The organism is Dyadobacter arcticus, from assembly GCF_011762185.1.
GTDB lineage: Bacteria > Bacteroidota > Bacteroidia > Cytophagales > Spirosomataceae > Dyadobacter > Dyadobacter arcticus.
On the sequence record NZ_JAASQJ010000006.1, the window covers coordinates 167,074 to 193,756 of the forward strand.

The 26,683-nt window shown below is 43.5% G+C and carries 18 protein-coding genes; 9 read left to right on the forward strand and 9 right to left on the reverse strand.

Annotated features, from left to right (window positions below; translation table 11 throughout):
- Positions 1–4: 4 nt before the first annotated feature.
- Positions 5–1,576 (reverse strand): sulfatase family protein, encoded by a 1,572-nt coding sequence (locus FHS68_RS24410; RefSeq protein ID WP_167276245.1) that lies wholly within the window; start codon positions 1,574–1,576, stop codon positions 5–7.
- 158 nt (positions 1,577–1,734) lie between these two features.
- The gene (locus FHS68_RS24415) at positions 1,735–2,298 is read right to left on the reverse strand and encodes a DUF4142 domain-containing protein (RefSeq protein ID WP_167276247.1); all 564 of its coding nucleotides are present in this window, start codon (positions 2,296–2,298) and stop codon (positions 1,735–1,737) included.
- A 174-nt stretch (positions 2,299–2,472) separates the two neighbouring features.
- Between FHS68_RS24415 and FHS68_RS24420 the strand changes: the two genes are divergently transcribed.
- From FHS68_RS24420 to FHS68_RS24435, 4 genes are all read left to right on the forward strand, one after another.
- On the forward strand, positions 2,473–2,916 hold the full coding sequence (locus FHS68_RS24420) for a response regulator (protein ID WP_167276250.1): 444 nt from the start codon (positions 2,473–2,475) through the stop codon (positions 2,914–2,916).
- Between the two features lie 170 nt (positions 2,917–3,086).
- Complete coding sequence (locus FHS68_RS24425; protein ID WP_167276252.1) at positions 3,087–4,178, forward strand: DNA topoisomerase IB; 1,092 nt, start codon at positions 3,087–3,089, stop codon at positions 4,176–4,178.
- A 29-nt stretch (positions 4,179–4,207) separates the two neighbouring features.
- A complete protein-coding gene (locus tag FHS68_RS24430) occupies positions 4,208–5,176 on the forward strand; it encodes a lipid A deacylase LpxR family protein (RefSeq protein ID WP_167276254.1) in 969 nt (322 codons plus the stop codon).
- A gap of 137 nt (positions 5,177–5,313) precedes the next feature.
- On the forward strand, positions 5,314–5,781 hold the full coding sequence (locus FHS68_RS24435) for a ferritin-like domain-containing protein (RefSeq protein ID WP_167276257.1): 468 nt from the start codon (positions 5,314–5,316) through the stop codon (positions 5,779–5,781).
- A gap of 85 nt (positions 5,782–5,866) precedes the next feature.
- On the opposite strand, the gene lolA1 is transcribed toward FHS68_RS24435, so the two are convergent.
- From lolA1 to FHS68_RS24450, 3 genes are all read right to left on the reverse strand, one after another.
- Complete coding sequence (lolA1, locus tag FHS68_RS24440; RefSeq protein ID WP_167276259.1) at positions 5,867–6,517, reverse strand: outer membrane lipoprotein periplasmic chaperone LolA1; 651 nt, start codon at positions 6,515–6,517, stop codon at positions 5,867–5,869.
- Positions 6,518–6,658: 141 nt separating this feature from the next.
- Positions 6,659–9,175, reverse strand: coding sequence for an FtsK/SpoIIIE family DNA translocase (locus tag FHS68_RS24445; RefSeq protein WP_167276262.1), 2,517 nt, complete (start codon positions 9,173–9,175; stop codon positions 6,659–6,661).
- Positions 9,176–9,213: 38 nt separating this feature from the next.
- Positions 9,214–10,245 (reverse strand): quinone-dependent dihydroorotate dehydrogenase, encoded by a 1,032-nt coding sequence (locus FHS68_RS24450; protein WP_167276276.1) that lies wholly within the window; start codon positions 10,243–10,245, stop codon positions 9,214–9,216.
- Between the two features lie 254 nt (positions 10,246–10,499).
- Here FHS68_RS24450 and FHS68_RS24455 point away from each other — a divergent pair, with 254 nt between their 5' ends.
- From FHS68_RS24455 to tamL, 4 genes are all read left to right on the forward strand, one after another.
- Complete coding sequence (locus FHS68_RS24455) at positions 10,500–12,926, forward strand: TonB-dependent receptor (protein ID WP_310588643.1); 2,427 nt, start codon at positions 10,500–10,502, stop codon at positions 12,924–12,926.
- A gap of 276 nt (positions 12,927–13,202) precedes the next feature.
- Positions 13,203–13,916 carry a hypothetical protein gene (locus FHS68_RS24460; protein WP_167276278.1) on the forward strand — a complete coding sequence of 238 codons (714 nt, stop codon included), beginning with the start codon at positions 13,203–13,205 and terminating at the stop codon, positions 13,914–13,916.
- A gap of 128 nt (positions 13,917–14,044) precedes the next feature.
- Positions 14,045–18,979 carry a translocation/assembly module TamB domain-containing protein gene (locus tag FHS68_RS24465; RefSeq protein ID WP_167276280.1) on the forward strand — a complete coding sequence of 1,645 codons (4,935 nt, stop codon included), beginning with the start codon at positions 14,045–14,047 and terminating at the stop codon, positions 18,977–18,979.
- Positions 18,969–21,401, forward strand: a complete 2,433-nt coding sequence (gene tamL, locus FHS68_RS24470) for a translocation and assembly module lipoprotein TamL (protein WP_167276294.1) — start codon at positions 18,969–18,971, stop codon at positions 21,399–21,401. The genes FHS68_RS24465 and tamL overlap by 11 nt, the downstream gene beginning before the upstream one ends.
- A 99-nt stretch (positions 21,402–21,500) precedes the next feature.
- Here the strand turns inward: tamL and FHS68_RS24475 are convergent, their stop codons facing one another.
- The 3 genes from FHS68_RS24475 to rsgA all read right to left on the reverse strand — a co-directional run bounded on the left by FHS68_RS24475 (position 21,501) and on the right by rsgA (position 23,716).
- A complete protein-coding gene (locus FHS68_RS24475; protein WP_167276297.1) occupies positions 21,501–22,196 on the reverse strand; it encodes a hypothetical protein in 696 nt (231 codons plus the stop codon).
- A 166-nt stretch (positions 22,197–22,362) separates the two neighbouring features.
- Entirely contained in the window at positions 22,363–22,764 is a 402-nt protein-coding gene (gene mce, locus FHS68_RS24480; RefSeq protein WP_167276299.1) for a methylmalonyl-CoA epimerase, read from the reverse strand.
- Positions 22,765–22,780: 16 nt separating this feature from the next.
- A complete protein-coding gene (gene rsgA, locus FHS68_RS24485) occupies positions 22,781–23,716 on the reverse strand; it encodes a ribosome small subunit-dependent GTPase A (protein ID WP_167276313.1) in 936 nt (311 codons plus the stop codon).
- A gap of 340 nt (positions 23,717–24,056) precedes the next feature.
- On the opposite strand from rsgA, the gene FHS68_RS24490 reads away from it, so the two are divergent.
- Positions 24,057–25,280, forward strand: a complete 1,224-nt coding sequence (locus FHS68_RS24490) for an ROK family transcriptional regulator (RefSeq protein WP_167276316.1) — start codon at positions 24,057–24,059, stop codon at positions 25,278–25,280.
- A 4-nt stretch (positions 25,281–25,284) separates the two neighbouring features.
- Here the strand turns inward: FHS68_RS24490 and FHS68_RS24495 are convergent, their stop codons facing one another.
- Positions 25,285–26,532, reverse strand: coding sequence for a 3-deoxy-D-manno-octulosonic acid transferase (locus FHS68_RS24495; RefSeq protein WP_167276318.1), 1,248 nt, complete (start codon positions 26,530–26,532; stop codon positions 25,285–25,287).
- Positions 26,533–26,683 lie beyond the last annotated feature (151 nt).

The window sequence follows — 26,683 nt, forward strand, 5'->3', positions numbered from 1 at the left end:
CCGATTATTTTTTTGCAGAAGCCAGAATTTTCAAAGCTTCTTCATCTTTATATTCCGTCATCAAAATTTTCAGCTTCCCTTTCAAGTCTGCTGTGAGCTTCTCCGTGCCTTTGGCCCCGTATATGTTGGCTACCTCGGTAGGGTCCTTTTGTAAGTCAAACAACTCCCAAGAATCGGCGCCGCCATAAAAGTAGGCTAGCTTATACCGACTGGTACGAAGGCCAAAATGCGGATAAACGTGATGTGGCTGGGGGAATTCGTAATAATGGTAGTACGCTTCCTTGCGCCACGGAATCTGTGCTGTTTGCGTGCCTTTTAAAAGCGGCAAAAACGATTTTCCCTGCATATCCGTCGGCGTTTTGGCCCCAGCAATATTCAAAACAGTCGGAGCCCAATCAATGTTCAGAATCAGGTCTGACACTTTGATGCCTGGTTTGATCACACCCGGATATCTGATCACGAAAGGCGTTTTAAGGGATTCTTCGTAGATAAACCGCTTGTCGAACCAGCCATGTTCCCCCAAATAAAAACCCTGGTCGGAGGCATAAATGACGACCGTATTTTTTGCAAGACCGCTTTGATCCAGATATTCCAGTAGCTTACCAATATTCCTGTCCAGGGAATTCGCCACTGAAAAGTAATCCCTCAGATAACGCTGGTATTTCCATTCAATCAACGCTTTACCTGTTAGTTTTTTATCCGTGTACTCTTTTGTGATTTTATCATAATAGGCTTTGAAAATCTTCTTCTGCTCTGTATTAAAACGATTATAAGTCCCGTCTTTTTCGTAATCCAAATCTACTTTCAAATCCTGCTTCAAACGCATGGTTTTATCAATCGTCATATCCTGCGCCAAAGCCGCAGACCGACCTTTATAATCATCATAGAAATTAGCTGGTAGTGGAAAGTTGACGTTGTCATAAGCGCCAAGATCCTGCAGATCGGGCAGCCATTCACGGTGGGTAGCTTTATGCCCAACAATCAGGAAAAACGGTTTGGAATTATCCCGCTTAGCAAGCCATTCCGTGGAAAATTGTGTGATGAGATCGGAGACATAGCCGGTGTGGCGTGTGGTATCATTCGGCTGGCCGATGAAATCCGGATTGTAGTAGTTACCCTGGCCCGGGAGTACTTTCCAATAGTCAAAGCCTGCCGGTAGGCTGTTTAAATGCATTTTACCAATCCAGGCAGTCTGGTAGCCACTTTTGCGAAGTGTTTCGGACAAAAGCGTTTGGTTAGTATCAAACCTTGTATTGTCATTTCGCTTATATCCATTGGTATGGCTATATTTTCCGGTGAGCAAAGTGGCCCGGCTCGGGCCGCAGATGGAATTGGTGACGAGATTATTGGTTAGGAGTGCTCCTTCTCTTGCAATGCGGTCAATGTGAGGGGTTTTTACAATTTTATTTCCATAAGCCCCAATTCCCTGATAGGCGTGATCATCCGAGAAAATAAATATAATGTTAGGCCGCTGCGGCGTTTGCGCAAAGGATGAAAACGCAGTAATGCACAGTAACAACAACCCGAAATAACCGGAACATATCTTGAAATTATGAGTATAAAAATGGAGGATCATGAACTACTCTATAAAATTGGTAGACAAAATAAACCGATCAAGAATTATTAAGCAAACATTTCATTGGATAACTTAGGAATAAAGGTGAGAATGTCCTTGTACACAAAAGGCCGGAGCTTGCTATGCAAACCCCGGCCCTCTTACTAATTATCCAATTATTATTTTTTTGCGTCATGAATGGCTTCGGCCATTTCCAGATGATGTTTCAAAGTTGGCACTTTACCAGCAGCCCAGGTTTTGACATCTGCATCTTTTGCGTCTTTGGCAGCTTCCTCGAATTCGCTGATATCCTTTTTATGGTCATCAACCATAAATGAGATATAGGCCTTATCAAATTCTTCGCCTTTTTTGGCAGCAAGGTCATCGTAATCCTTTTGTCTTGCGTCGCTCAGTGCCATCGGCAAAGTAATGCTCTTTTTTCCCGCCAGTGCTTTAAGCTCGTCATTGGCTTTCCCATGTTCTTTGCTCATGGTCTCTCCAAACTTTTTCACATCGGCACTTGCTGCATTGGATTGAGCCAGTTCACCAAGCTTCACTTCCATCATGCCGCCATCTGCGGCAGCTACTGCAAATTCCGAATCGTCTTCCAACTTGGTTTCATCGAGCGTTTCTTCATTTTGCTCTTCCGCAACCTCCTTGGAATCTTCTGCCTTGTTATTGTTACAGGAAGAAAATGCCATCATGGCCGCAAGCGCCAGTGTACTTAATGTTATCTTTTTCATAATTATTTTCATTTTTTTGTGTATTATTCTCCATATGTTGTAAAAAGCATGCCACAGCCAGCCATGAAGAATAATTTATTCTTGAAAAAAGATGTATTAATTTTGTTTTGAGTCTGTCATCCCACCGGATGCATTAACTTTGATCTAATTCATTAGACCCCCCTTAAACCTATAATGAGTACCGGTAAAACCTTTCAGATTCTCCTGGCCGACGATGACGACGATGATACCTTTTTATTTCAGGAAGCATTGGAACAGCTGCCTGTTCCGATGAATTTGCAGATCGCAGACAATGGCGTGGAATTGATAAATATGCTCGATGGCGAAGTTGCCAAGCCCGACCTTATTTTTCTGGATATGAATATGCCAGTTAAAAATGGTCTTGAATGTCTCACGGAAATCCGCTCTACGCCTGGCTTCGAAGAAACCCCTATCATCATCTTATCCACTTCGGTGGCTCAATATCTTTGGGAATCGGCTTACAAAGCTGGTGCGAACCTTTACATTCAAAAACCTACGAGCTTCGACGGTCTGGTGGATATTTTAAAGAAATGTCTTTTTCAAAAATTGGAACGCAGCGAGACCTTCAGTGTAGAAAAATTTTTGATCACCAATTAGCCGGCTAAAAGCCAACCCGGGATTAGCCTCCGTTTTTAACATTTGCATCAAAATGAGTACATACTTCCTCAGACGTATTTGGAAAAGAAATATGCTGGGGTTTTTTCATGGACTTTTTAATTGGTATTACTTTATTATAAAACTCCGGCACACAGTTTAATGTAAACCACATGTCGGTAGCCGTTGGAACGTTAACAGAAGAGCCTGTTATCACAGCCAGACAGTTTAAAAAGCTCAAAAAAGATCCCCGCCTCACTGCCGAAGCAGCAGGCTTGAATTATATACAATCAGGTGACGCTCCCGGATTTTTCCGAAAAGGCAAATCGCCCCGTTTTTTCTACGTAGATAGGGCAGGTATTCGCCTGACAGACAAGCAGGTCATCAACAGAATAAAGGCTCTGGTACTTCCGCCTGCCTGGAAAGAAGTATGGATCAGCTCCGATCCCAACACGCATTTGCAGGCAACTGGTATTGACGACGCGGGCCGGAAACAATATCGCTATCATCCGCATTGGAACCTGATCCGTAATCAAACCAAATATTACAAACTGCTTACTTTTTCAGAAGCGCTCCCATCACTGCGCGAACATGTGGAGCAGGATCTCAGAAAAAGGGATCTGGACTTGCAAAAATCGGTTGCATTGGTGATCAAGCTGATGGATAAGACTTGTATCCGGGTAGGTAACCAGCAATACAAAATTAAGCACGGCTCGTCGGGCATTACTACATTGGACTCGCGCTGTGCTACCGTTAGCGGAAGCCGTATCCGGTTTATCTTTACGGGTAAAAAAGGCATTAAGCAGGATATAACGCTCAAAGATACCCAGCTGGCCAGGCTTGTGAAGCAATACAAGGAGCTCCCGGGTAAAAGGCTTTTTCAATACACCACTGAAACAGGAAGATGTTCGCTAAATGCAAGGCAGGTGAATGATTATATCCGGGAACATACCGGGGAGCATTTTTCCGCCAAAGATTTCAGAACGTGGATGGGAACCGTTACTGCATTTGAATACTTGAGTACGCAGGAAAAATTCCAGTCGCAGCGGCAGTTCACGCGGATTGTGAATACCTGTCTGGATGTTGTCGCTGCGCATTTAGGAAACACAAGGGCCGTTTGCAAAAAATACTATGTACATCCTGCCGTTTTTAGGGCTTATGAAAATGGAAAGATCCAGCGGTTCCTGAATAAACCCACCGAAGAGCAGAAATTTTTTTCAACCAGCGAACAGTATGTCAAATCGCTGCTGGCTCATCAGGTCTAAGGATTCACGGATTTCGTATGTAGGTTACTATGAGCCGACCGATACCTGGCATTTTCCTATTCTTGCTGCTTTCACTGTCCCTATCTGCGCAACGGATAGATCAAACAGCTTCCTTTCGAAACGTGGTCGGTAACAATTACATCCGGTTTCATTACGACAATGATTTTGTTGGAAAAACTGATTACTACTATACACAGGGTTATAGTTTCGAAATTGTCGCACCTGCTTTAAGGAAGAATCCTGTCAATAAGCTCTTGGTGAAGCTTAATAACTCCTATTCCAAATACGGGCTGACTTTTGAACATTACGGTTTCACGCCGACAAGCATTAAAAGCAATGTAATCCTCTACAACGACCGGCCCTTTGCTGGTTGTATTATGTTAAAGTCCTTTCGGATTTCTGTCGATACTGTGCAAAAAGCCCGGTTAACTTCTGTAATAAGCACCGGGATGATTGGCCCCGCGGCATTTGCAAGCCGAATGCAAAGCACCATTCATAAATGGACAGGGGACCAGGATCCAAAAGGGTGGCAGTATCAGATTCGCAATGACTTAATTCTCAATTACGAGCTCAATTATGAGAAGCTAATCTATAAATATGCTAACTTATTTGAGCTCAATACCAATACTCAATTGCGATTAGGCACCTTATCCGACAAGCTGCAAGCGGGCTTGACGCTCAAACTCGGAAATATCAATTCTATTTTCAGCCGGTCGGAAAAACCGTTTTCCAGGAATTTTCAGATTTACATTTATAACCAGCCCCTTGTCAGTCTGGTCGGCTACGACGCTGCTTTGAGCGGTGGGTTGTTCAGCCGCAATAGTCCGTACACCTTGTCTTCTTCACAGATAAACCGAGTCACGTTCCAGGACAACTTTGGCCTTGTTGTGCATTGCTGGCGATTATATATCGAGTATTACCAATCCTTTCTGACCAAGGAATTCAAAACCGGCTGGGACCATCGCTGGGGCGGTGTGAAAATTGGTTTTGCCATTTAAGTTCGGGTAAAAACGGCTACATATACGATTGAATCCTTTCCTCAACCTTGATCAAATCCGGTTTATGACATAATGGCACAGGATTTTAATCCGTCACGCAAAGGATTAAAAAATCACAAACCTTAAAACTGAATAGCATGGAAACCAATGAAAATTTAGTAGAGGTCTTGAATGACCTGATCAAAATTAACAACGATCGTATCGATGGATACGAAAAGGCAATTGTTGAAGTCGAAGATATGGATGTTGACCTGAAAGGTATCTTTCAAAAAATGGCCAACGAAAGCCGTGAAAATATAAATGAGTTAAGCGCTGAGATAAGGACGCTTGGTGGAGACGTAGCAACAGGAACCACTAATTCGGGTAAAATTTATCGCGTTTGGATGGACATCAAAGCTACTTTCACTGGCCATGACAGGACTTCTGTACTGGAAAGCTGCGAATACGGTGAAGATGCTGCCCAGGAAGCTTATGATGATGCATTGGCTACTGACACAGATCTGCCTGTAAACATCAGACAAATCATCGCAAATCAGAAAGCGGGATTATTGGAATCGCATAACCTGATTAAGAAATACCGTGATTTGCACCAGGCGGTTAACTAATACATTCTCACACGAACAAATACTATCAAAAAAGGGCTGAAATCGATCGATTTCAGCCCTTTTTTTCGTCAAATCTCAACTTCTATTATCGAAGATCAACAACTTCTACTCCCGGATATTGTTTTGCATTGAAAGCAAAAAAGCTATCGGAAACAGTCACATCAGGCTGAAACTGTTCAACTTTATAAACCACTTCCTGACCATTCTTCTGAAATATTTTCCAGCTGTTGATTGACCTATCAGCCTTATTTACTTCAATTTCAACTTTATCCACCTGACTGCTTTTATTCGTGGAGGTAAGCTGAACCACTTCCAGATTTTTGCTACCCTCTTTTTTGTCCTTCAAAAAGATAGACTTAAACCCTTTTTTGTAAGCGGAGTAAATTTTAGTTGGATCCAAATCACCACCAGCGGTAGGATCTGAATCTTGCAGGTTAACCTCATTGGTTTCCTTAATATAAGTCGCCATTAGTTTTCCATCATTGAAAATTTCCTGACCCGCCATTTTAAGCCTGAATTTCATGCCTTTCACAGTCGCCTCTCCTTTCAATGATTTTTCACCCTTTGGCGTGTACGTGAATATGGCTTTGAATGATTTGATCTGCTGATATTTCTTACTCATCGCTTCGAGGATTGCCGACGATTTTTTATCTCCCTGCGCATTTGAGGAAAACGAAGTCAGCAAAGCAATCATCACTATCGCAATCGTAAACGTACTTTTTTTGAAATTTTCCATATTAAACATTTAGCTTTTTAGTGAGTTAAGTAAATAAGGGATACGTAATTTGATATACGTTACAAAATTTAGACCAACAGTCCATAGGAAGGTTTAACGGCATTGTTTCACAGGAAACGGGAAAGGTAAATCGTAGGAGCATTAACTCACACCCATCACACGGAGGTGTTCCTCTAATCCGCTCAGATCGTGGAACATGACATCGCGGGCTTTGCTTCCAGTGAATGGTCCCACCACACCAAGGATTTCAAGCTGGTCCATGATCCGGCCGGCGCGGTTGTAACCCAGTTTCATCTTGCGCTGGATGAGGGAAGTGCTTCCCTGCTGATGCGTGACGATCAGGCGTGCGGCGTCGGGTAATAAAGTGTCAAAATCGTCCGGGTTGAGGTCTGCCTTTCCTTCGGTTGCATCTTCCCCTTCATATTCCGGCAGCGCATAAGCCTCATCGTATCCGCGCTGAGAACCAATGTATTCGCAAACATCTTCTATTTCGCGGGTATCAATAAACGGACATTGCAAACGGATCACTTCCGAATTAATCGCCAGCAACATATCTCCCTGACCTACCAATTGCTCTGCACCACCCATGTCCAGAATAGTTCGGGAGTCAATGCTGGATGTTACGCGGAAGGATAACCTGGCCGGAAAGTTGGCCTTGATCAACCCGGTAATTACCTTAACAGAAGGTCTTTGCGTCGCAACCACCAGGTGAATTCCAACAGCGCGGGCAAGTTGGGCCAACCGGGCAATGGGTGTTTCCACTTCTTTCCCCGCCGTCATCATCAGGTCAGCGAGCTCATCAATGACGAGTACAATGTAAGGAAGGAACCGGTGGCCTTTTTCGGGATTAAGTCTTCTTTGGGCAAATTTTGCATTGTATTCTTTCAGATTCCTGACAGCCGCTTCTTTGAGCAGGTCGTAACGGGAATCCATTTCAATACAAAGCGAATTGAGGGTAAAAATCACCTTTTTGGTATCGGTAATAATGGCCTCCTCGGCATTGGGAAGTTTGGCGAGAAAATGTCTTTCCAATTTGTTGAAAAGCGTCAATTCCACCTTTTTAGGATCTACCAATACAAATTTCAGCTCAGCGGGATGTTTTTTGTAGATCAAAGAGGCCAGGATTACATTCAAACCAACCGATTTTCCCTGCCCGGTCGCACCGGCCATTAATAAGTGGGGCATCTTGGCAAGATCCACAATGTGGATTTCATTGGAAATGGTTTTGCCTAAGACGATTGGCAGATCATAATTGGATTTCTGAAAACGCTCATTGGCGAGTACGGAACGCACAAAAACAGTTTCCCGGTTTTTATTTGGTACTTCAATCCCAATCGTTCCGCGTCCTGGCATGGGTGCGATGATACGGATACCCAATGCGGCCAAACTCAGTGCAATATCTCCTTCCAGGTTTTTAATCTTCGAAATCCTTACACCTGCCTCTGGAATGATCTCGTAAAGCGTAACCGTTGGCCCGATCGTAGCCTTGATCTTCGAAATGTTGATCCCATAACTGCCGAGCGTATCTACAATTTTTGTCTTATTTCCTTCCAGCTCCTCATGAGTTACTTTTTCATGCTGATTCTCGATTACCTCATTCAGAAGGTCAATGGTCGGAAAGCGGTACGTAGGTAAATCGAGCGTCGGGTCGTACTGACCAAATTCCCTTAAAATCGAGGTACTAATGCCTTCATCCTCATATTCCTCTTCGACCGGCTCGCTCAGCTGCGTGGTATCCTCCACTTCCAGCTCTAATTTTGTGTCCGCAGACATAACCGGCGGAGAGACAGCGAGTACCGGAGGTGCATAAATCGCCTGGCCGTTTTTTAAATCTTTCCCGGGATCTTCTGTCCTCGCTGGCAGCGGTTTCACTTCCTCTAAAATTAGGTCGTCATAAGTATCATCCACAACAGAAACAAAATCGCTTTTGAGATCGGCAGGTTTTTTTGCGACTTCCTCACCTAAGTCGCTTATTTCTTCTTTTATTCCGTAAGCTTCTTGCCGGGCGGCATTTTTAAGCTGCCACGATTCATAGGCAGAGCGGGCATCGTAAAAGAAGACGGCAAAGACAAACAGCGCAAATATGATCGGGATAACACTTCCCCATTTGAGCCAATTGAATAAAAATATATTGGTAATGTAACCTATTCCCCCTGAAACAAAACTCAGATTGTTTTCAGTATTGCTCATCATTACCACATAACCCATAAGCACGCTGATCCAAATAGTGAAGAAAACTACCTCTTTGGTTGTTCTTATCAGCGGAAGAAATTCCTTTCCAAATGCCATTTTCCAGCCTGCGACAATGGGTACGAGCGGAAGCAATAGTGCCCCGACACCAAACCATCTGTAAATGAAAAAATGGGAGAGTACTGCACCGAGTACGCCAAACAGGTTCCGCGTTTGTCGGCCTGCATCGCGAACAGAAAGTTCTCCTATACCGTCGATTACGCTCTGGTCGGAAAGGCCGGTAATGATGTAGGATAAAAAAGCGATTTCGAGAAAGATGCCGAGCAGAATAAAGAAGATACCCCACGCCAAGGTATTTTTCGGACTGGAAAACAGCTGTTCCCAATCGAAAGATAAACTAAAACGGGAACCCGTCGCTTCTTCTGCTTTTTGGCGCGGTGTGTTTCCTCTCGGCTTATTGACTGACATTTATTCGACTCTGGGATGCGTGAATGCTGAGTTTTACTTTACTTCTTTACCAGGGCCTTGCAAATTTTCCTGGCCAGGCCTGGTCCCTCATAAATAAATCCGGTGTAGACCTGAATAAGGCTGGCACCTGCTTTTCTTTTTTCCAAAGCGCCTTCCGGGGATGAAATACCACCCACTCCGATGACTGGAAATGCGTGACTTGATTTTTCGCAAAGGTAACGAATTACTTCCGTCGACCGATGCGCCAGTGGTGCTCCGCTCAGGCCACCCGCCCCAGATTTTTCAGCTTCCGACTTGCCGGTTTTCAGATTATCTCTGCTGATTGTCGTGTTAGTTGCGATAACGCCAGCAATTCCGGTTTGTTTGATGATATCAATGATGTCGTCCAGTTGGCTAAACGTCAGATCCGGCGCAATCTTTAAAAATATGGGTTTTGGACTAAACTTTTCTTTATTCTTTTTCTGAAGTTCCTCAAGCAACGCAGTTAGTGGAGCCTTTTCCTGCAAATCACGCAATCCTGGCGTATTTGGCGAGCTGACATTGACTACAAAATAGTCGACTACATCAAACAACTCCCGAAAACAGATCAGATAATCGTCTAATGCGCGATCATTGGGGGTATCTTTATTTTTACCGATGTTCCCTCCTACTAAAATTTCGGATTTGCGACTTGCCAACTTCGCTGCGGCTACCGCAGCTCCTTTATTGTTGAACCCCATCCTGTTGATCAGCGCTTTATCTTCCTTTAACCTGAAAAGCCTGGGTTTATCATTGCCTGGCTGCGGACGGGGCGTCACCGTTCCTATTTCAATAAACCCAAATCCCAATGCTTCAAGCTCGTCTACCATTTCCGCATTTTTATCAAATCCGGCCGCCAGCCCGACAGGATTTCTGAACCGCAGCCCCGCTATTTCCTGCACCAGGTCAGGATGTTCGAAAGTATATATCGATCTTAGTAATTGTGGGACAAATGGAATTTTAAAGGCCATTTGCAGGATCTCTACCGCAAAGTAGTGGATGCGTTCGGCGTCAAAGAGAAAGAGTATGGGAGAAATGAGAATCTTGTACATCCTGCAAATGTATCATCTTTGGCAGGACGGGGAGGAAGGGGGAAGGGATTTTATTTTTCCCCTCAGACTTTTATTAATCCAATCTTAATTTTTTCATACTTTTATATAATTGTTTTGTTAACGGGTACGTTACCAATTTTGTGGCAGCCTGGTTTTCCCGAATCCGTTGTGAAAGCGAAGTTCAACAAGTCAAAACACCCGATTAATCGACTAATTCAACTCCATTCCTAATAAAAATCAATAAACCTATCCCTGTGAAAAACGTCCGATTCCTAAATATAATCACCCTTATCACACTTTGCCACACTGTTTTTGCTTTTCCCAATAATTATACTTTTCCCGTAAATATTACAAAAACACCTGTTACCGACGGAGGTAAGCTGATTGGTAAAGTTGTCGAATCTCCTGCCAATACGGTTGTTAGTTTTGCCACGGTTGCCTTGCTGGCTTCCAGGGATTCTACACTCGCAAACGGTGTTGTTGCAGATGAAAATGGCGTTTTCACCATTACCAATGTTTCTCCCGGAAATTACATTCTCAGAGTAACCAATATGGGCTACCAAACCCGCGTCGTCGCAAATGTGAAAGTGGCAGCCGAGGGTAACCTGGTCGATTTGGGAAATATCGTTCTGGTAGCCGAAGCGCAAAAGCTGAGCGAGGTGCTTGTAAAGGGTGAGAGAAGCATGATCGTGGATGATATTGATAAGAAAATGGTCACCATTGGAAAGGACTTGCTCGCGAACAGTAACAATGTGAGCGACCTGCTTGAAAAAATACCCGCCGTTTCCCTGGATGAAAATGGTAACCCACAGGTTCGTGGGAAAGGCAATGTGGTGGTGCTGATTGACGGAAAACCATCCAACCTTTACGGTAGCGACCTGCCTACCATCCTGCAATCGTTTCCAGCCAATTTGATCGAACGAATTGACGTGATGACTACGCCTTCTGCCAAATATGAAGGCGAAGGAGCATCCGGCGTGATCGATATCATTACTAAAAAATCGAAAATACGCGGTACCAATGGCGGAATGCGGCTGAGCCTTGGAAATAAGAATAATCACAATGCATCCGGGAACCTGAATTATCGCGCAGGAAAATTTGGCCTTAATGCTTCTCTAAGCGGGAATACAAGGGCTATGACCTGGAAACGGACATTAAGCCGTGACAATTTTATTTCTGAAAACACGTCACACCTTGAACAATCCGGCAAAGGTGGGAACAACGGAAATAATACATTTGGCAGGGTAGGAATGAATTATGATATCAATGAAAAAAATTCATTGGAACTGGGCATGAATTATTCCAGAGACAATAGCCGCAACAACAGCAATCTGCTCAATGAAACCAGCCTAGTGCCTGGTGTGGTTTCCGAAAGTTTCAGGCGGATTAATAGAGGTAAGGGCAACGGAAATAATGTGAACTTCAATTTTGATTACCGCAAAAAGTTTGCTGACAAAGACCATCAATTCAATTTCACATCGAGCTATTCGCTGGGCGGCTCGGACGGCGAATCTTATTATATGCAGGAAAGTGCAATTGACAGCCTAATGCGAAGCCAGCAAAACCTTCGCCATAGCAACCGCAAGTCCCTATTCCTGAACACAGATTACACCTGGCCGATCACGCCAAAATCAACATTGGAAGTAGGTCTTCGTTCGCGTATGAGTTCCAATGACAATACCAATTCCTTCTACAATATGAACAGGGAAACGGGTTCTTATGAATTTGATCAGAACATCAGCAATGTGTTCGCATACAGCGACGCCACCTACACGGGCCTTATGACCTTTTCGCAAAAAACGGATCTGTGGGGAATGCGAGCGGGGCTACGGGTAACGGATTATAACCAGAATATCGATCAGATCAGCATTGGACGTGAATTTGGCGTTCATTTTCTGACACTAGTGCCTTCCCTGGCGCTTACCCGCAAGCTGGGTGAGTCGTCGCAGATGAAACTCAATTATAGCCGCCGCGTGCAGCGCCCGGAAGCAGATTGGCTGAACCCATACACGGACGTTTCTGATCCAAGAAATGTAAAATCAGGAAATCCGAATTTGCGGCCTGAGTTTACCCATAAAGCCGAGATGGGTTATTCCAATTACGAGTCCTCAGGTGGTTTTGGGCCATCTTTGTTTATGGATTACTCCAATAATGCCATTACCCAGATCCGCACCATCGACGAGAGCGGTATTTCTCTGACTAGATATGATAATGTGGGCCGCGAGCTTGCTTATGGACTTGAAACTGATTTCTCCCAGAAAATCGGGGAAGTATTGAAAATCAATGGAAGTGGCAGATTTTTTCGTAGCGAAGTTGTTTCAACGCTAGCTCAGATCAATAACCGCACATGGAGCTATTCAGGAAATTTGAATGCTTTTATCACATTGCCCGCAGATTTCCGTGTTTCGGCTTATGTCAATTATGAAGGTCCCAGGGCAATTGCGCAGGGAACCCGGGAGGGAGTTTTTATCGCCAATATGGGTATCAGAAAAGATTTTTTGGAAAAAAAGGCCACAATATCTTTTAATGTACAGGACATCTTTTTGTCGCGTGCCTACAAAAGCCAGCTGAACACGGCTACCTATTCACAAAATTCTTACTGGCAGCAAACCAACCGCCTGGTTAACCTTACATTTCAATACAGGTTTGGTAAAATATCCGCAGGCGGAAACGACGCCTAAGTATAGTACTTTACGCGGCGTTATAAAAGGAAGGGTGAAATATCACGCTTCCTTTTTCATTTTTCAGGATATCAGGAAACATCCAAGTCTCAACAACCACGCCAGATTACTCGTAATGGTCATTAATGGAATGGTTTTTGCAAACAAATGTTAAGCAGGGCCGGATTTATCCAGCTTATTTAAACCAAAGACATATTTGCTGATCTAAAAATTGAAGAAATAACTTTCCTTCGCATAGAATCTGTAAATCGTTTAAAACAATAACATTTGATTGATATGAAAAAATCACTGATACTTTGGGCCTTCATGCTGCTTGTTTCTGTCCATACTTTTGGTCAGAAAATCCCTGCCGATTCCATTTTTGACAATTACTATAAGGCAACAGGCGGAAAAGCGCTTTGGGATGCTGTTAAGACTTATAATCTCAAAAGAAGTTATACCGCATCTTCCGCAACCCCATATGATGCCAATGTCACGGTATCCATTTCTGAGCAATCCATTTATAAATCCAAAACCATTATGAAACGAAGTTTTGTGTATACCGTCAAAGGTAACACGGGCTGGATTAAAGTGCCGATCGGACAGAAAATGGATGTGAAAGACCTTAGCCAGGCGGAGCAGACAAGCATGCGTTTTGAAATGTATGAGAATCTTGCTCCATTTATAGATTATAAAAACCGGGGACTCATTGCAACAACCGTCGGTGCGGAAACGCTGAATGGTGTGCAGGTAAACCAGGTCGAACTGCAGGGAAGAGGAATTAAGTATAATCTGTGGTTTGATGCAAAAAGCGGTTTGTTAGTACGCCAAAAGGAAACATTGGCCGGTGTTGAAACCACAACAGATATGTCGGGTTATGCTAAATCCGCTTATGGAATTTCCTATCCTGCTCAATTGGTAGAACTTAACAGTGTGGATAAAAAACCTGTAAATATTAAATCAGAAGTGGCAATTAATCAGTCGGTGAATGTGGAGTTATTCAAACGATAACAAGGTAAGCCTTCTCTGAACAATTGTTTCTGGATAGTTGAATTTGCAAAAGTTTGACTATCCAGATTTTTAACGATCAAGCGAACAAATCACCTGTTACTCAACGCAAACAGGACTAATAATAGGGAATGAAGAAAGCACTAAAAGTCTTGGCAATTGTAGTTTTGACCGTTTTAATCCTGGTCGGCGTATTGATTTGGGGATTACAAACACCGTTTGGACAAAATTTTTTAACATCACAGGCCAACTCTTTTTTACGCAAAAAACTCAAAACCAATGTGAACATTGAAAGAGTCCGGTTCGATATTCCGGATTGGATCTTGCTGGAAGGTGTTTACTTTGAAGATACCCACGGAGATACACTTGTAGCAGGGAAGCGGTTGTACGTCGACCTGGATATGTATAGCTTGATAAAAGGCAATATTGGCATTAATAAGATAGAACTCGAAGGCGTCAATGCCAACCTCAACAGGGTACTTCCTGATACCGTCTTCAATTTTCAGTTTATAATCGATGCATTTGCTGGCTCTGATACCGCTGCGGTTGAAACTGATACCAGTACTGCTCCATTGGAAATGCGGCTCGACCAAATCGCGCTGAAAAATGTAAGACTCTCCTACCGCGATGCAGTTACCGGTATGGACGCCAATGCGAACATTGATTCGGCGACCGTTAAGTTTGATAAATTCAATCCCTCCCTTTCGCAATATCATCTTTCTGATTTAGCACTGCTCAATAGCCAGGTGAAGTTAAAAATGTACCCTGCTCTTAAAACAGCATCAGCCGGTTCACCCCCGCCCAATCCTGCTGATTCGCTGGATTTGAAAGTGGGTGATATTAATGTGCAACAATTCAAATGGCAGTTCGATGACGAAGTTTCGGGCTTAAAAAATGGGGTTACAGTTGGAAAGCTGGCTGGGCATGTAAATAAGATATTCTTGGAAAGCCAGCAAGTCGATGTGAAGAACATTGCGCTGGAGAATATGTCGCTTTATGCGGAATTTGCTAAAAAAGCTAAGGCAGAAGCCAAAAAAGATACAAGTACCACGGAACCTGATGCGCCGGGCTGGAATGTGAAAGTGGGCGACATTAAGCTGGTCAATAACGATATCCGTTACGACGACTTCAACACGCCGGCGCAACCAAAAGGATTGGACTTCGCGCATTTAAATGTTAAAGATCTGAACATTGATTTACAGCAATTCATTTTCTCGCCCGAAGTGATTGCAGGAGCTCTGAAATCAGGATCATTCAATGAAAAAAGCGGGTTCAAATTACAGGAGTTTCGCACCAACTTTGCGTATGGTGAACGGGAAACATACCTCAGAAATCTTTTTGTAAAAACCCCCAATACCCTATTGCGCGACGAGTTGAGCCTGAAATATAGAAACCTGGATGAACTCACGAAGGATATTGCCAAAGTTAGGATCAAACTTAACCTGACCGATAGCCGAATTGCATTTGCCGATATTCTATTATTGGTACCAGATCTAGCTAAAACTCCTCCGTTCGACTCAGAACCAAATGGTGCGGTGAAAGGCTCAGGCCAGATATCAGGGTCAGTTGACAATATGCTCATTTCGAAAGCGCAGTTCAGCATGCTGGACGGTACTGTGTTGAATGCAAATGGACGCATATCGGGATTGCCGAATGCTGATAAGCTTGCAATGGACCTGAACATCAACGAGATATCCTCGACCAAAGAGGACTTGTTAAAAATGCTTCCCGACAGCGCGGTACCTGCCTCGATTGAGCTTCCGGAAAAAATCAAGATTACGGGAAAAGTGAAAGGTTCCATGGAAAACCTGACGCTATCTACGACAATCAATACATCATTCGGGGTAGGTACTTTTTCGGGAAGCCTCAAAAATATTACGGACAGCATTCGCGCACAATATAACGGTACACTTGCTTTTAATGACTTCGATCTGGGTAAGCTGATGAAGCAACCGCCTCAGGAAATGGGCAAACTTACTTTGCGCACCGACCTGGAAGGTATAGGTTACGCACCAAAAACAATGGTGGCCCGTCTGGATGGAACAGTTCAAAGTGCTGATATTAAGGGTTATATCTACAAAAACCTGACGTTGCAGGGCAATGTGGATCACGGAATGGCCGACATTAAGGCGGACATGGCCGATCCCAATATTGATGTAAACCTCACAGCACAGGCCGATCTTTCCAAAGAATTTCCCTCTGTAAAAGCCGACGTTAAAATTGATAACGTAGACCTGACCGCATTGAATTTGTACGCAGACTCCATGCAGGTGAAAGGAAACATCAAGGTGGATATGCCATCAACCAATCCTGAAAATCCATTGGGAACGGTGAATATCAACGATTTGATACTGACACATCACCGCAAGCCGATCGCACTCGACAGTATCAGTATGGCGCTGACGGATTCAAGCGGAGAAAGGCAAGCGACCATTGATTCGCCCTTTTTGAAAGCCAAAATGGAAGGCAATTATGTGTACACTGAAATCGCGGACGCATTGTTAACCGAAGTAGGCAAACATTTCAAAGCGCCAAATCTTACTTACAAGGAAGTGACCAAGCCTGTCAATTTCACATTGGACGCTACGGTAACCAATCATCCGCTTTTCCAGATGTTTGCGCCGCAGCTGAAAGAAATGAATGCAATCCAATTCCACGCGCAGCTGGATAACCAGAAAGATTCCTCCATTGTTGCGAGATTGAGCATTCCAATGGTGGATTACGACAGTATCCGCACAGAGCGCGTCTCAGTCAATTTTAGCAATGTAGAAGAAAATGCTTCATTGAACGCTGCGGTTGGTTTGGTGAATACGGGTGGTTTCAGGATTCAGAATGCATCACTGCAAAGTAAAATTGTCAATAATGATGTCAAATTCGATTTCGTTGTAAAAGATTCCGTGCAAACCGAGCGGCATATTGTTAAAGGAGATCTCGCCATTGCAAATAACCAGTACCGCCTCAACCTCCGTGATGACTTACTGCTGAATTATAGTAAATGGGAGACCGATACGGCAGGATACATCCAATACGCACCTGATAGTTTATATGTAAAAGATTTTGTGATCAGTAACCAGGGCCAATCATTAAAAATCAACAGTACTTCAACAGCTCCGAACAGTCCGTTGGATATTGCTATGGCCAACATTTCAATCGGCCCGCTGATCGAAATCGCTACCCGCGATTCGACAATGGCAAGTGGGATATTGAATGGAAAAGTTTTGCTGAGTAATTACATGACCGCTCCAATTTATACGGGCGAATTGACAATCGACAGTCTTGCTGTAACCAAAATTCCCGTTGGGAACTTGTCCATTAACTCAACCAATGAAACCGAAAATCTAATCCGGGTAGCGATGAAGTTGGTGAATGGCGAGAATGATATGAGCGTCACGGGTAGCTACAACCTGAAATCGGACAGCCCAATGGATTTCAATCTGAACCTCAAAAAACTTAGCGCGCAGACGATAGAAGCATTCAGCTTTGGCGAACTCAAACGGGCGCAGGGAAATATGACGGGCGACATTGCCATTACCGGCTCGACAGACAGTCCCAAATTGAATGGAGCTGTCAATTTCAACGATTTTGCTTTTACGCCGACTCAATTAGGCTCACGGTATTCACTGGCAAATCAGAAGATCCAGTTCAATAACCAGACGATCAACTTCAACGACTTCATCATTGCCGATTCCCTAAACCAGCAGATGAAGATCGACGGGACTGTAAGCATTGCCAATATTCCTGATGTTGGATACAACCTCAAGATCTCGGGTAAGAATTTCAATGTCCTCAATTCCACCCAAAAACAGAACGAACTATTTTTCGGTAACGCGAATATTGATGCCAACCTTAACGTAAAGGGCCAGGGCAGCAAGTCGGTGATTGATGGAAACATCAAAGTGGATCCCGGCAGCAACATCACATTTGTAATGCCCAATGATGCCACCGAGGCTGGTGATGCGTCAAAAGGGATTATTGAATTTGTGGATATGAGCGATTCAACGCAGCTAGCAAAAGTCGATTCCATTGCCAATGCCAATATTATAGTAGATTTTGCGTCACAGATTGATCTGGAAATTGCGGTTGATGATAAGTCTGAATTCAAAGTGGTTATCGATGAACTGAATGGCGATAATATTCGGCTTAAAGGCAATGCACAGCTTAATACGGGCATCGCGCCAAATGGACAGCTGTTCCTACTAGGCTCCTATGACCTTACAGAAGGCTCCTACGACCTGACTTTGCAGATCCTAAAAAGGCAATTTGAAATACAAAAGGGAAGTACATTGCTCTGGACGGGCGATCCGATGAAGGCGGATTTGAACATTACCGCCGCCTATCCGGTGATGGTTGATCCCGGTTCTATTGCTTCCAAGTTTCAGGGAGCGAGTAAAATACCTGTTGAAGTGCAGATTGTGATCACAGGGAATCTGACGACCCCTAACATTACTTTTAACATTGTTCTTCCGAAAGAGCAAATGGACGAGCAGGTGAGAAGCAATATTACCAGCCAGACGTTCTGGGAAGATATGCAGAACAACCCGTCTGAAATGAACAAACAGGCATTTGCGCTTTTGATCACCAATAAATTTATTACCAATCAGTCATCTCCTGGGTTTAATCTCGGTTCCAGTGCAGAAGCCGTTGCGCGTCAGAGCGTGAGCCAATTATTGACTGACCAGCTTAACAATCTGGCGTCAGACCTCATTAAGGGTGTTGATCTTAACATAGGCCTTAACTCCACAGCGGACCAAACAACCGGTGCAAGGACAGACCTTAACCTTGGATTAAGCAAGGCATTTTTGAACAACCGTTTAAAGGTATCAGTGGGTAAAAACTTTGAACTGGAAAGCCAGAGCAATTCCGCGAGTTCCACAGAAGTGTTCGACAACATTGCACTCGATTATTCCATTACAAAAGATGGCAGATATCTTTTCCGTGGGTACCGCAAAAATCAATATCAATCCATATTGGAAGGTTTTATCATTGAAACCGGGGTTAGTTTTATCATTACAGCGGATTACGATCTTTTCCGCGAAATTTTTCAAAAGCAGCGAAATGAAGAATAGTTTATTGGTATTACTGGTTTCGTGCGCATTGTTGACTGGCTGCTCCGTCAATAAATACATTCCTGCAGGTCAAAGCTTGTATGTAGGTAACAAAGTCAATGTGCAGGCTGACAGCATTTCTAAGCCGAATGTTTCTGGTGTGGCTGATCAGTTGGAAGGAATTATAAAGCCGCCGCCAAACAAAACTTTGTTTGGGTTTGCGTGGAAAGTTTGGTTTTATTATTGGATCGGCGAACCGAAACGGGAAGGGGGATTGAAAAGCTGGTTCCGGAACAAACTCGGTGAGCCTCCGCGATTTGCATCACAGCGTGTAGTTGATATCAATGCATCCAATATGGTTTCGTTTCTGGACAATGAAGGTTACTATCGGTCTTCGGTGAAGGGGAAACTGATCCAGAGCAAAAAGGAAAGCCGGCGGACTGCGACAGCCGAATTTGATGCCTATGTCATGCCTAGATATGTGATCAATGAGATTACTTATGTAGTACCCGACAGTTCGCTTTTCAACAGAGACCTGGTCCTTTCCAAGAAAGATACTTATCTGAAAAAAGGGGATCCAATGCGGCTGGATGTCATTTCTTCCGAGAGAAACCGTATTGACAATGAATTAAAAGGTAAAGGTTACTACTATTTCAATCCGGACTATCTGATCATTAAGGTTGATTCTACCATTGGGAGAGCGGATTCCACGCTGGGGCCTCAGCAGGTGAACCTATTCCTGGAAGTGAAAAAAGAAACGGCACAAAACTACCTGAAACAGTATTTTATCAATCGTATCTATGTTAATACAGGAACGGATGAAAACAAATCTGCGGACTCATCTTACAGCCAGCCTTTGCGACGCGGGCTGGATATCAAGGATCCGGGGAAATTATATAAACGGCGCATCTTCTACGATGCAATAGGTTTCCGCCGGGGTTCAATGTACACGAACACGACGCACGACATCTCACTGCAGCGGCTTGTCAACCTTCAAAATTTCAAATTTGTAAGAAACCGTTTCGAAATTGTCCCCAGGTCCGATTCCGCTTTGCTGGATGTGTATTATGATTTGGAGCCGTTGAAGAAGAAATCTATTCAAACCCAACTTACTGCTAGCACCAAATCCAGTAACCTTGGCGGTTCGCAATTAGACCTTACATGGAGGAACAGGAATTCTTTCAAAGGAGCAGAGATGTTGTCAATCAGCCCTTATTTTGGGTTTGACGTGCAGCTGGGAGGAGGTACTTCCAACGCCCGCAGGACGGGAAATGAATATATTCGTTACGGAGCAAGGGCTGATCTTTCCTTTCCTAGATTTGTTATCCCATTTTTAAGGATTCGTCCTGAAAAAAGTCAGGTATTGCCAAAGACAATACTATCGCTGGTCTTTGAAAACAGGATACAAAGAAACTTTTACACTTTGAGATCCATTCGAGGAGACTGGTCTTACAACTGGCGAAAAAACCAAGAGGTGGAGCATACCCTAACGCCCATCTCCATCAACTTCGTTGAACCACGTAAAGTCAATTTGGAGCTCCTGGCAGACATTGCAGATGATCCCAACGTAAATCCTTTGGATCTTGACCGAATTTACAAAACGGTAGATCAAAAATACTTTTTAGCCGGGTCTAATTATACAATTTCTTATCGCCCCATTCCAAGGCCTTTTAGCCGAAATCAGTTTGCATTATCTGGAGGGATCGATTATGGTGGTAACTTACTCAGCCTTTTTGCCAAAAGACCTCTTCCACCTGACGATACATTACCCAAAGAATTCTTGCGGGTCCCTGTTTTTCAATACATTAAGCTAGATGGCGATATAAGGTACTACAGGACTATCACACCAGGTATTAAGTGGGCTAACCGTTTGCTATTAGGAGCAATCAGGCCTTATGGCAATTCTAAAACTATGCAAACGCCATTGTTTAAACAGTATTTTGGAGGGGGAAGCACTGGTATCAGAGCTTTCAGAGCACGCGCCCTCGGTCCTGGCGCTTACCCTCCTGATACTGCAAGGATTAGTTTACTTGGCTACCAACAGTTTGCCGATATAAGAATGGAATTCAACAGCGAGCTTCGCTTCCAATTCACAAAAATAATAAATGGTGCTGCTTTTGTGGATGCTGGAAATATTTGGGCTTTTGGCGATTCTTTGCGTGCAGGGTATGATTCAAGAGGACTGATAAGTAGAGGATTTCTTAGACAATTGGCGGTCGGAGGTGGTATTGGTTTACGTCTGGATTTCTCGTTCCTAATTTTCCGGCTAGATTTGGCAACTCCATTTAGAAAACCTTGGTACAAAGGGCTTGCAGATCCTGATAATCCCGATGATCCAACCAAGAATAAAAATCCGTGGGTATTCAATGAAATTAACTTTGGAAGCAAGGCTTGGAGAAAGGAGAATTTGATATTAAATATTGCGGTCGGATTACCGTTTTAAGATTATTAAGTTTTCCTCGCATTTGTAATTATCTGAGCTACTATTAGTGACTTTGGGTCTCAATAGTAGCTCAGATTTTTTACTGACTCACCTTAAATATTACCACCACCGTCTCCAATTGACATTGATAACTTGCATAGTTTTGCCAGGGATGGTTACTGTGGCAGCTAATGTGAGAAGTCCTTGTGCGTTTATGCTCAATTGTGTAATTTTCACTTGTCCTTGCATTGTTCCGCCGCCGACATTACAGCTGCTACATTCCCAGTGTGCTAGTTCGGTTATAAATCCATCCTGATCATGGGATGTTGGGACCCAATGTGTTGCCTGACCATAAGCAGCGGACATCAAAACAAGCTTTACAGGCCTTGGATCTGTCCAGTAATGGATTTGACCATTATATATAGATACTGTATAGCCCTGAACAAGATACTTAATCCCATTATGAATAAAAGTAAACCCCATCAAAAGCCCTAGAGCGCTCGGAACGATCACTAGCGGCCAACTATCGGTTGGGTCTGCCTTCGCAAAACCCACCAAATCGCCATTAGAGCTGCCTGATGGCGTAAATAGTGCACCGGTTCGTCCAGCTAAAACGTATGGGTTGCCATTATCAATAGCAGGATAACTAGGAAGGACAAAATTCACATCTCCACCACTCGTACCACCGGTTCCGGGATCGTCTGGTTCGATATAATTCGGGTCTGAAATGTTTGATCGAGATAATGCTGAGATCTCGGCCGCAGGTAAAGCATTCTGCTTTCTTCCATTGGATTGCGGGTTATCCGAAACAATCATCGGATTGACACGATAAAAGGAAGCAAAAAATTACGCAGGCAGGTAAGACTAGTTTGTACATTCTGAATTCATTTTAGTTTGGCCTTAATCTAAAATGCTCCGCACAAATTCTGCCTTGTGTTTATCCAAAGTAGGATATCATTTATCAGGCGGTCAAATATTAGCGTCATTTAATCTCCTGACATAACTCAATCAATATCCCATTTGTATTTTTTGGATGCAGAAAGCAAACGAGTTTGTTATCCGCGCCCTTTTTTGGAGATTCTCCTAACAATGTGAAACCCTCTGCTTGTAAGCGACTCATTTCTAAAACAATATCTTCAACTTCAAAAGCAATGTGATGAAACCCCTCGCCTTTTTTTTCAATGAAGCTGGCAATCACGCTATCTGATGATGTGGCTTCCAGCAATTCTATCTTTGTTTGATTGATTTGGAAAAAGGACGTAGATACCTTTTCCGATTCCACTATTTCCCGTTTATAAGGACCCGATTGAAACAATGCAGAAAACAGCTTTTCTGCATTTTCGAGCTCTTTTACGGCAATGCCAATATGTTCAACATTCATCATGTGCTTTGGAATTGGGTTACCTGCGATTGTCCTGCCCTCCTACCATACTCAAATAACTTTCATACCGGCTCAATGCAATCTGACCTTCCTCAACCCCTGACTTCACCGCACAGCCTGGTTCGTTGATATGCTGACAATTATTGAAACGGCAATGATTAAGCAATTCCCGCATTTCAGGGAAGTAGTGGCTGATTTCTTCCGGCTTCGTATCGGCAAGACCTAATTCTTTAATCCCAGGTGAGTCGATTATGTAGGTATCCGGTTCCAATTCGAACATTTCCGCAAATGTGGTGGTATGCACCCCTTTGTTTGCGAAAGTGGAAACTTCCTGCGTTTTGATGTCCAGATTTGGCGCGATTGCATTGACTAATGTCGACTTACCTACGCCCGAATGTCCCGAAAGGAGTGAAACCTTCCCACGTAGCAATTCAGCGAAATCTTCTAATCCCTCATCCAGCACCGCCGTCACAGCCATGCATTGGTAACCCAGTCCTTCATATAATTCCATTAGCTCAGACTGAAAGTCTTTCATGTCATCATTCAAAAGATCCTGTTTATTAAATATCAGAATTCCAGGAATGCGAAAGGATTCAATAGCCACTAAAAACCGGTCGATAAAGCCAAGGGAAGTTCTTGGAAAAACAAGGGTAGCGATCAGGATTGCCTGGTCCACATTGGCCGCAATCAAATGGGCATGCGATGCCTTATGGACCGACTGCCGGACGACATAATTCTCACGCGGAAGAATTTCGTGGATGATCCCAAAATTTTGAACATCATCCTCAATCTCAAAATTCACATAATCTCCCACTGCAATCGGGTTTGTCACTTTCAACCCCAAAGCCTTGAATTTACCTTTCAAACGGCATTGCCAGATATGAGCATCCCGGGTATCCCTCACCTCATACCATGAACCGGTAGATCGCAGCACCAATCCTCTAATCAAGCTCATCTATAACTTTTTTATGCAATTAGTAAAATTTACGGGAGTTTCACAGAAGTGGTCAATAATTTATGAGTTAAGGTTAAAATGCCGTCAATATTATCAAGTAGTTTTTCAAAACTGCTGGTTTTACTTCATAAACCCGAATTGTCTTAATCCGCCAAGGATAGTATTGTCAAATTCCCTTCAAACGCTATTATCGTAACTCCATTCATCGACTTAAAGGGAGGTATTAATAATAATATTTTTTAATATAACTGGGCTTTTTAGCACTTTTTCCATACATTAGTAACCTGAGATTGCAAAGAATATTAAGAACGCCACCACACAAGATACCCCCTCTCCAATAATGGACTTAGTCGCTGAAGAATCAAATTCGGTCATTGATATCCGAAAGAACCGCATCAGAAGTCATTTGTTGCTTCACTTATATCAATCCGGAGACACTTCCATTAATCGTATGGCAAGGCTCTTTCACGCAAGTATCCCCTCAGCTACTGGCATTGTGAATGATCTTATGCGCGAAGGCTGGATTACGGAAACGGGCACCGGTCCGGCAAGAGCGGGCAGGCCACCCGTTCTCTATGGTTTGAACGCGAAAAAGTACCTGACGTTAATCATGGACATCAACAGGCATGATACGCAACTGGTGATTTTCGATCTCCACAATCAGCTGATTGTCAAGCTCAAAATCGACATTCGACTGGACGATTCTTCCACTTTCCTAGACGCACTTTTTGCGGCTACGGAAGATTTTTTGAAGTCAAATAACATAAGTCTTGGCAAATTATGGGGTATCGGTGTCTCTATGCCGGGCCTTATCAATACCTCCAAAGGCATCAATCTCACCTACCCGAACCTCACCCCGTCGGGTGTACCGCTGGTTTCTTATCTCAAAAAGTATTTTCAGCTGCCCATATGTCTCTTTAATGACACCAAAGCAACTACTATTGGCGAACACCGTTTCGGTTTTGCTGTTAACAAGTCGCAAGTACTTACCATTAATATAGACTGGGGAGTTGGTCTGGGGATTATTATTAATGGTGAGGTTTTCAACGGCGCTTCCGGCTTTGCGGGTGAATTAGGGCATATCCAGGTGAAACCAGACGGCTTACTCTGCCACTGCGGTAAAGTAGGTTGCCTCGACACCATCACCTCGGCCATTGCATTAATTCGGCAAGCCAAAGAGGGCATCAGGAGCGGCAGGGCCACCATCTTGACCCAAATTGTGAACGACAACCTGGATTTGCTGGAAACTTCGCATATCATTGAAGCTGTTCACGCGGGAGATGAATTTTCCATCGATTTGCTGAGTAAGGTGGGAACGGAACTTGGTAAAGGATTGGCAACCGCGGTGCATTTGTTTAACCCGGAGGTCATCATCGTAGGCGGTTTGCTGGCAGAAGCCGGACCATTTATTTCCAATCCAATTGAGCAGGCGATTAATAAGTATTGTCTTTCAGATTTTAAAAATTCATTATCGATACATATTTCCAAATTAGGTTCAAAGGCACGATTGCTGGGTACCCAGGCCCACTTATTTGAACATCTGATCGCGAAGGAATTCCCTTGAATCGCTACATCAATTCTTTAACCTTATCCATTATTTTCTCCGTCGCGCCCGTACCGGACAGGACATAATCCCTGCTTACTTTTCCAGCTTCATTTTTGGCGGGATGGTGCTCTATCCATTGGTTCAGTATTTCAAAAGCAGCCGTGGAATCGGGCACCGCGACAGCTCCTTTAATGCTTAACAGATCAACTGCTTCCTGGAAACGGTGATAACCCTTATCTCCAAAAATAATAGGGAGGCCGAATGTCGCAGCTTCCAGGATATTGTGCAGGCCAGCGCCAAAAGAACCTCCAATGTAAGCCACATCGCCGTAACGATACAAGGATGATAGCATGCCAATGTTATCAATGACCAGATAATCGGCTCGTGCTGCTTGGTTTGCCTGCATTTCAGAATATAGAAGTGTTTTGCCCTTCAGCTCATTTCTCCAACTTTCAATCTGATCTTTTTTGATCTCGTGCGGCGCGATAATGGCTTTGCATTTTCCCTGCAATTGATTCAAAACAGGAATCAGCACCAGCATATCTTGCTCCCACACTGAACCAGCGATGAGGCAAAACTGCCCATCTTTAAAATGTGCTATTTCAGGAAAATCCCGGGCTTGGATTGCGATACTTTTGACGCGGTCAAACCTCGTGTCACCTGCAATCGTGGAAGTAATCCCGACCGCTTTTAACAAATCTACTGACTCCTGGTTTTGAACAAAGATATGATCGAAGCGTTTAAGCATTTTGATAGAGAACGCCCCATAAAACTTAAAAAATGATTGTTTTGCCCAGAATATTGACGAGAATGATAGAACAATGCAATTGTTCTTTTTCAATTCAAGCAGATAGTTGTGCCAGAATTCGTACTTAATGAAAAAAGCTATTTTGGGTTTGACAATTGCAACAAATCTTCTGGCATTGGATGTAGTATCAAAAGGCAGATAACAGATATAGTCCGCTCCCGTATAATCCTTCCTGATTTCATAACCTGAGGGGGAAAAAAAAGTCAGTAGGATAAAATGATCTGGATATAGGCTTCGATAGGCTTCCATAACCGGCCTTCCCTGTTCAAATTCACCCAAAGACGCAGCATGAAACCAAGCTACCGGGCGGGTGACGGGTAACTCGCGGAATGTAGTATCAAGTTTCAGAAAAAGCCCTTTTCGTCCCTCGACACTAAGTTTCGCTTTGGAATTGAACGGAGCTGCAAATTTTAGAAGGGAAGCGAAAAGGGATATTGCTGTTTGATAGATGAATTCAACCAAAGGATTCTGATTAAAAGGATATTATGAAAAAAGATATTTGAAAACGACAATGGGCCATAACTCTGGCAGGCTTTTTTGTTTCTTTTTTCGTTTAAAGAACATAAATGTACAAAAAACCGTTAAAGTCGTGGAGGCATACAAATGCTTCGGC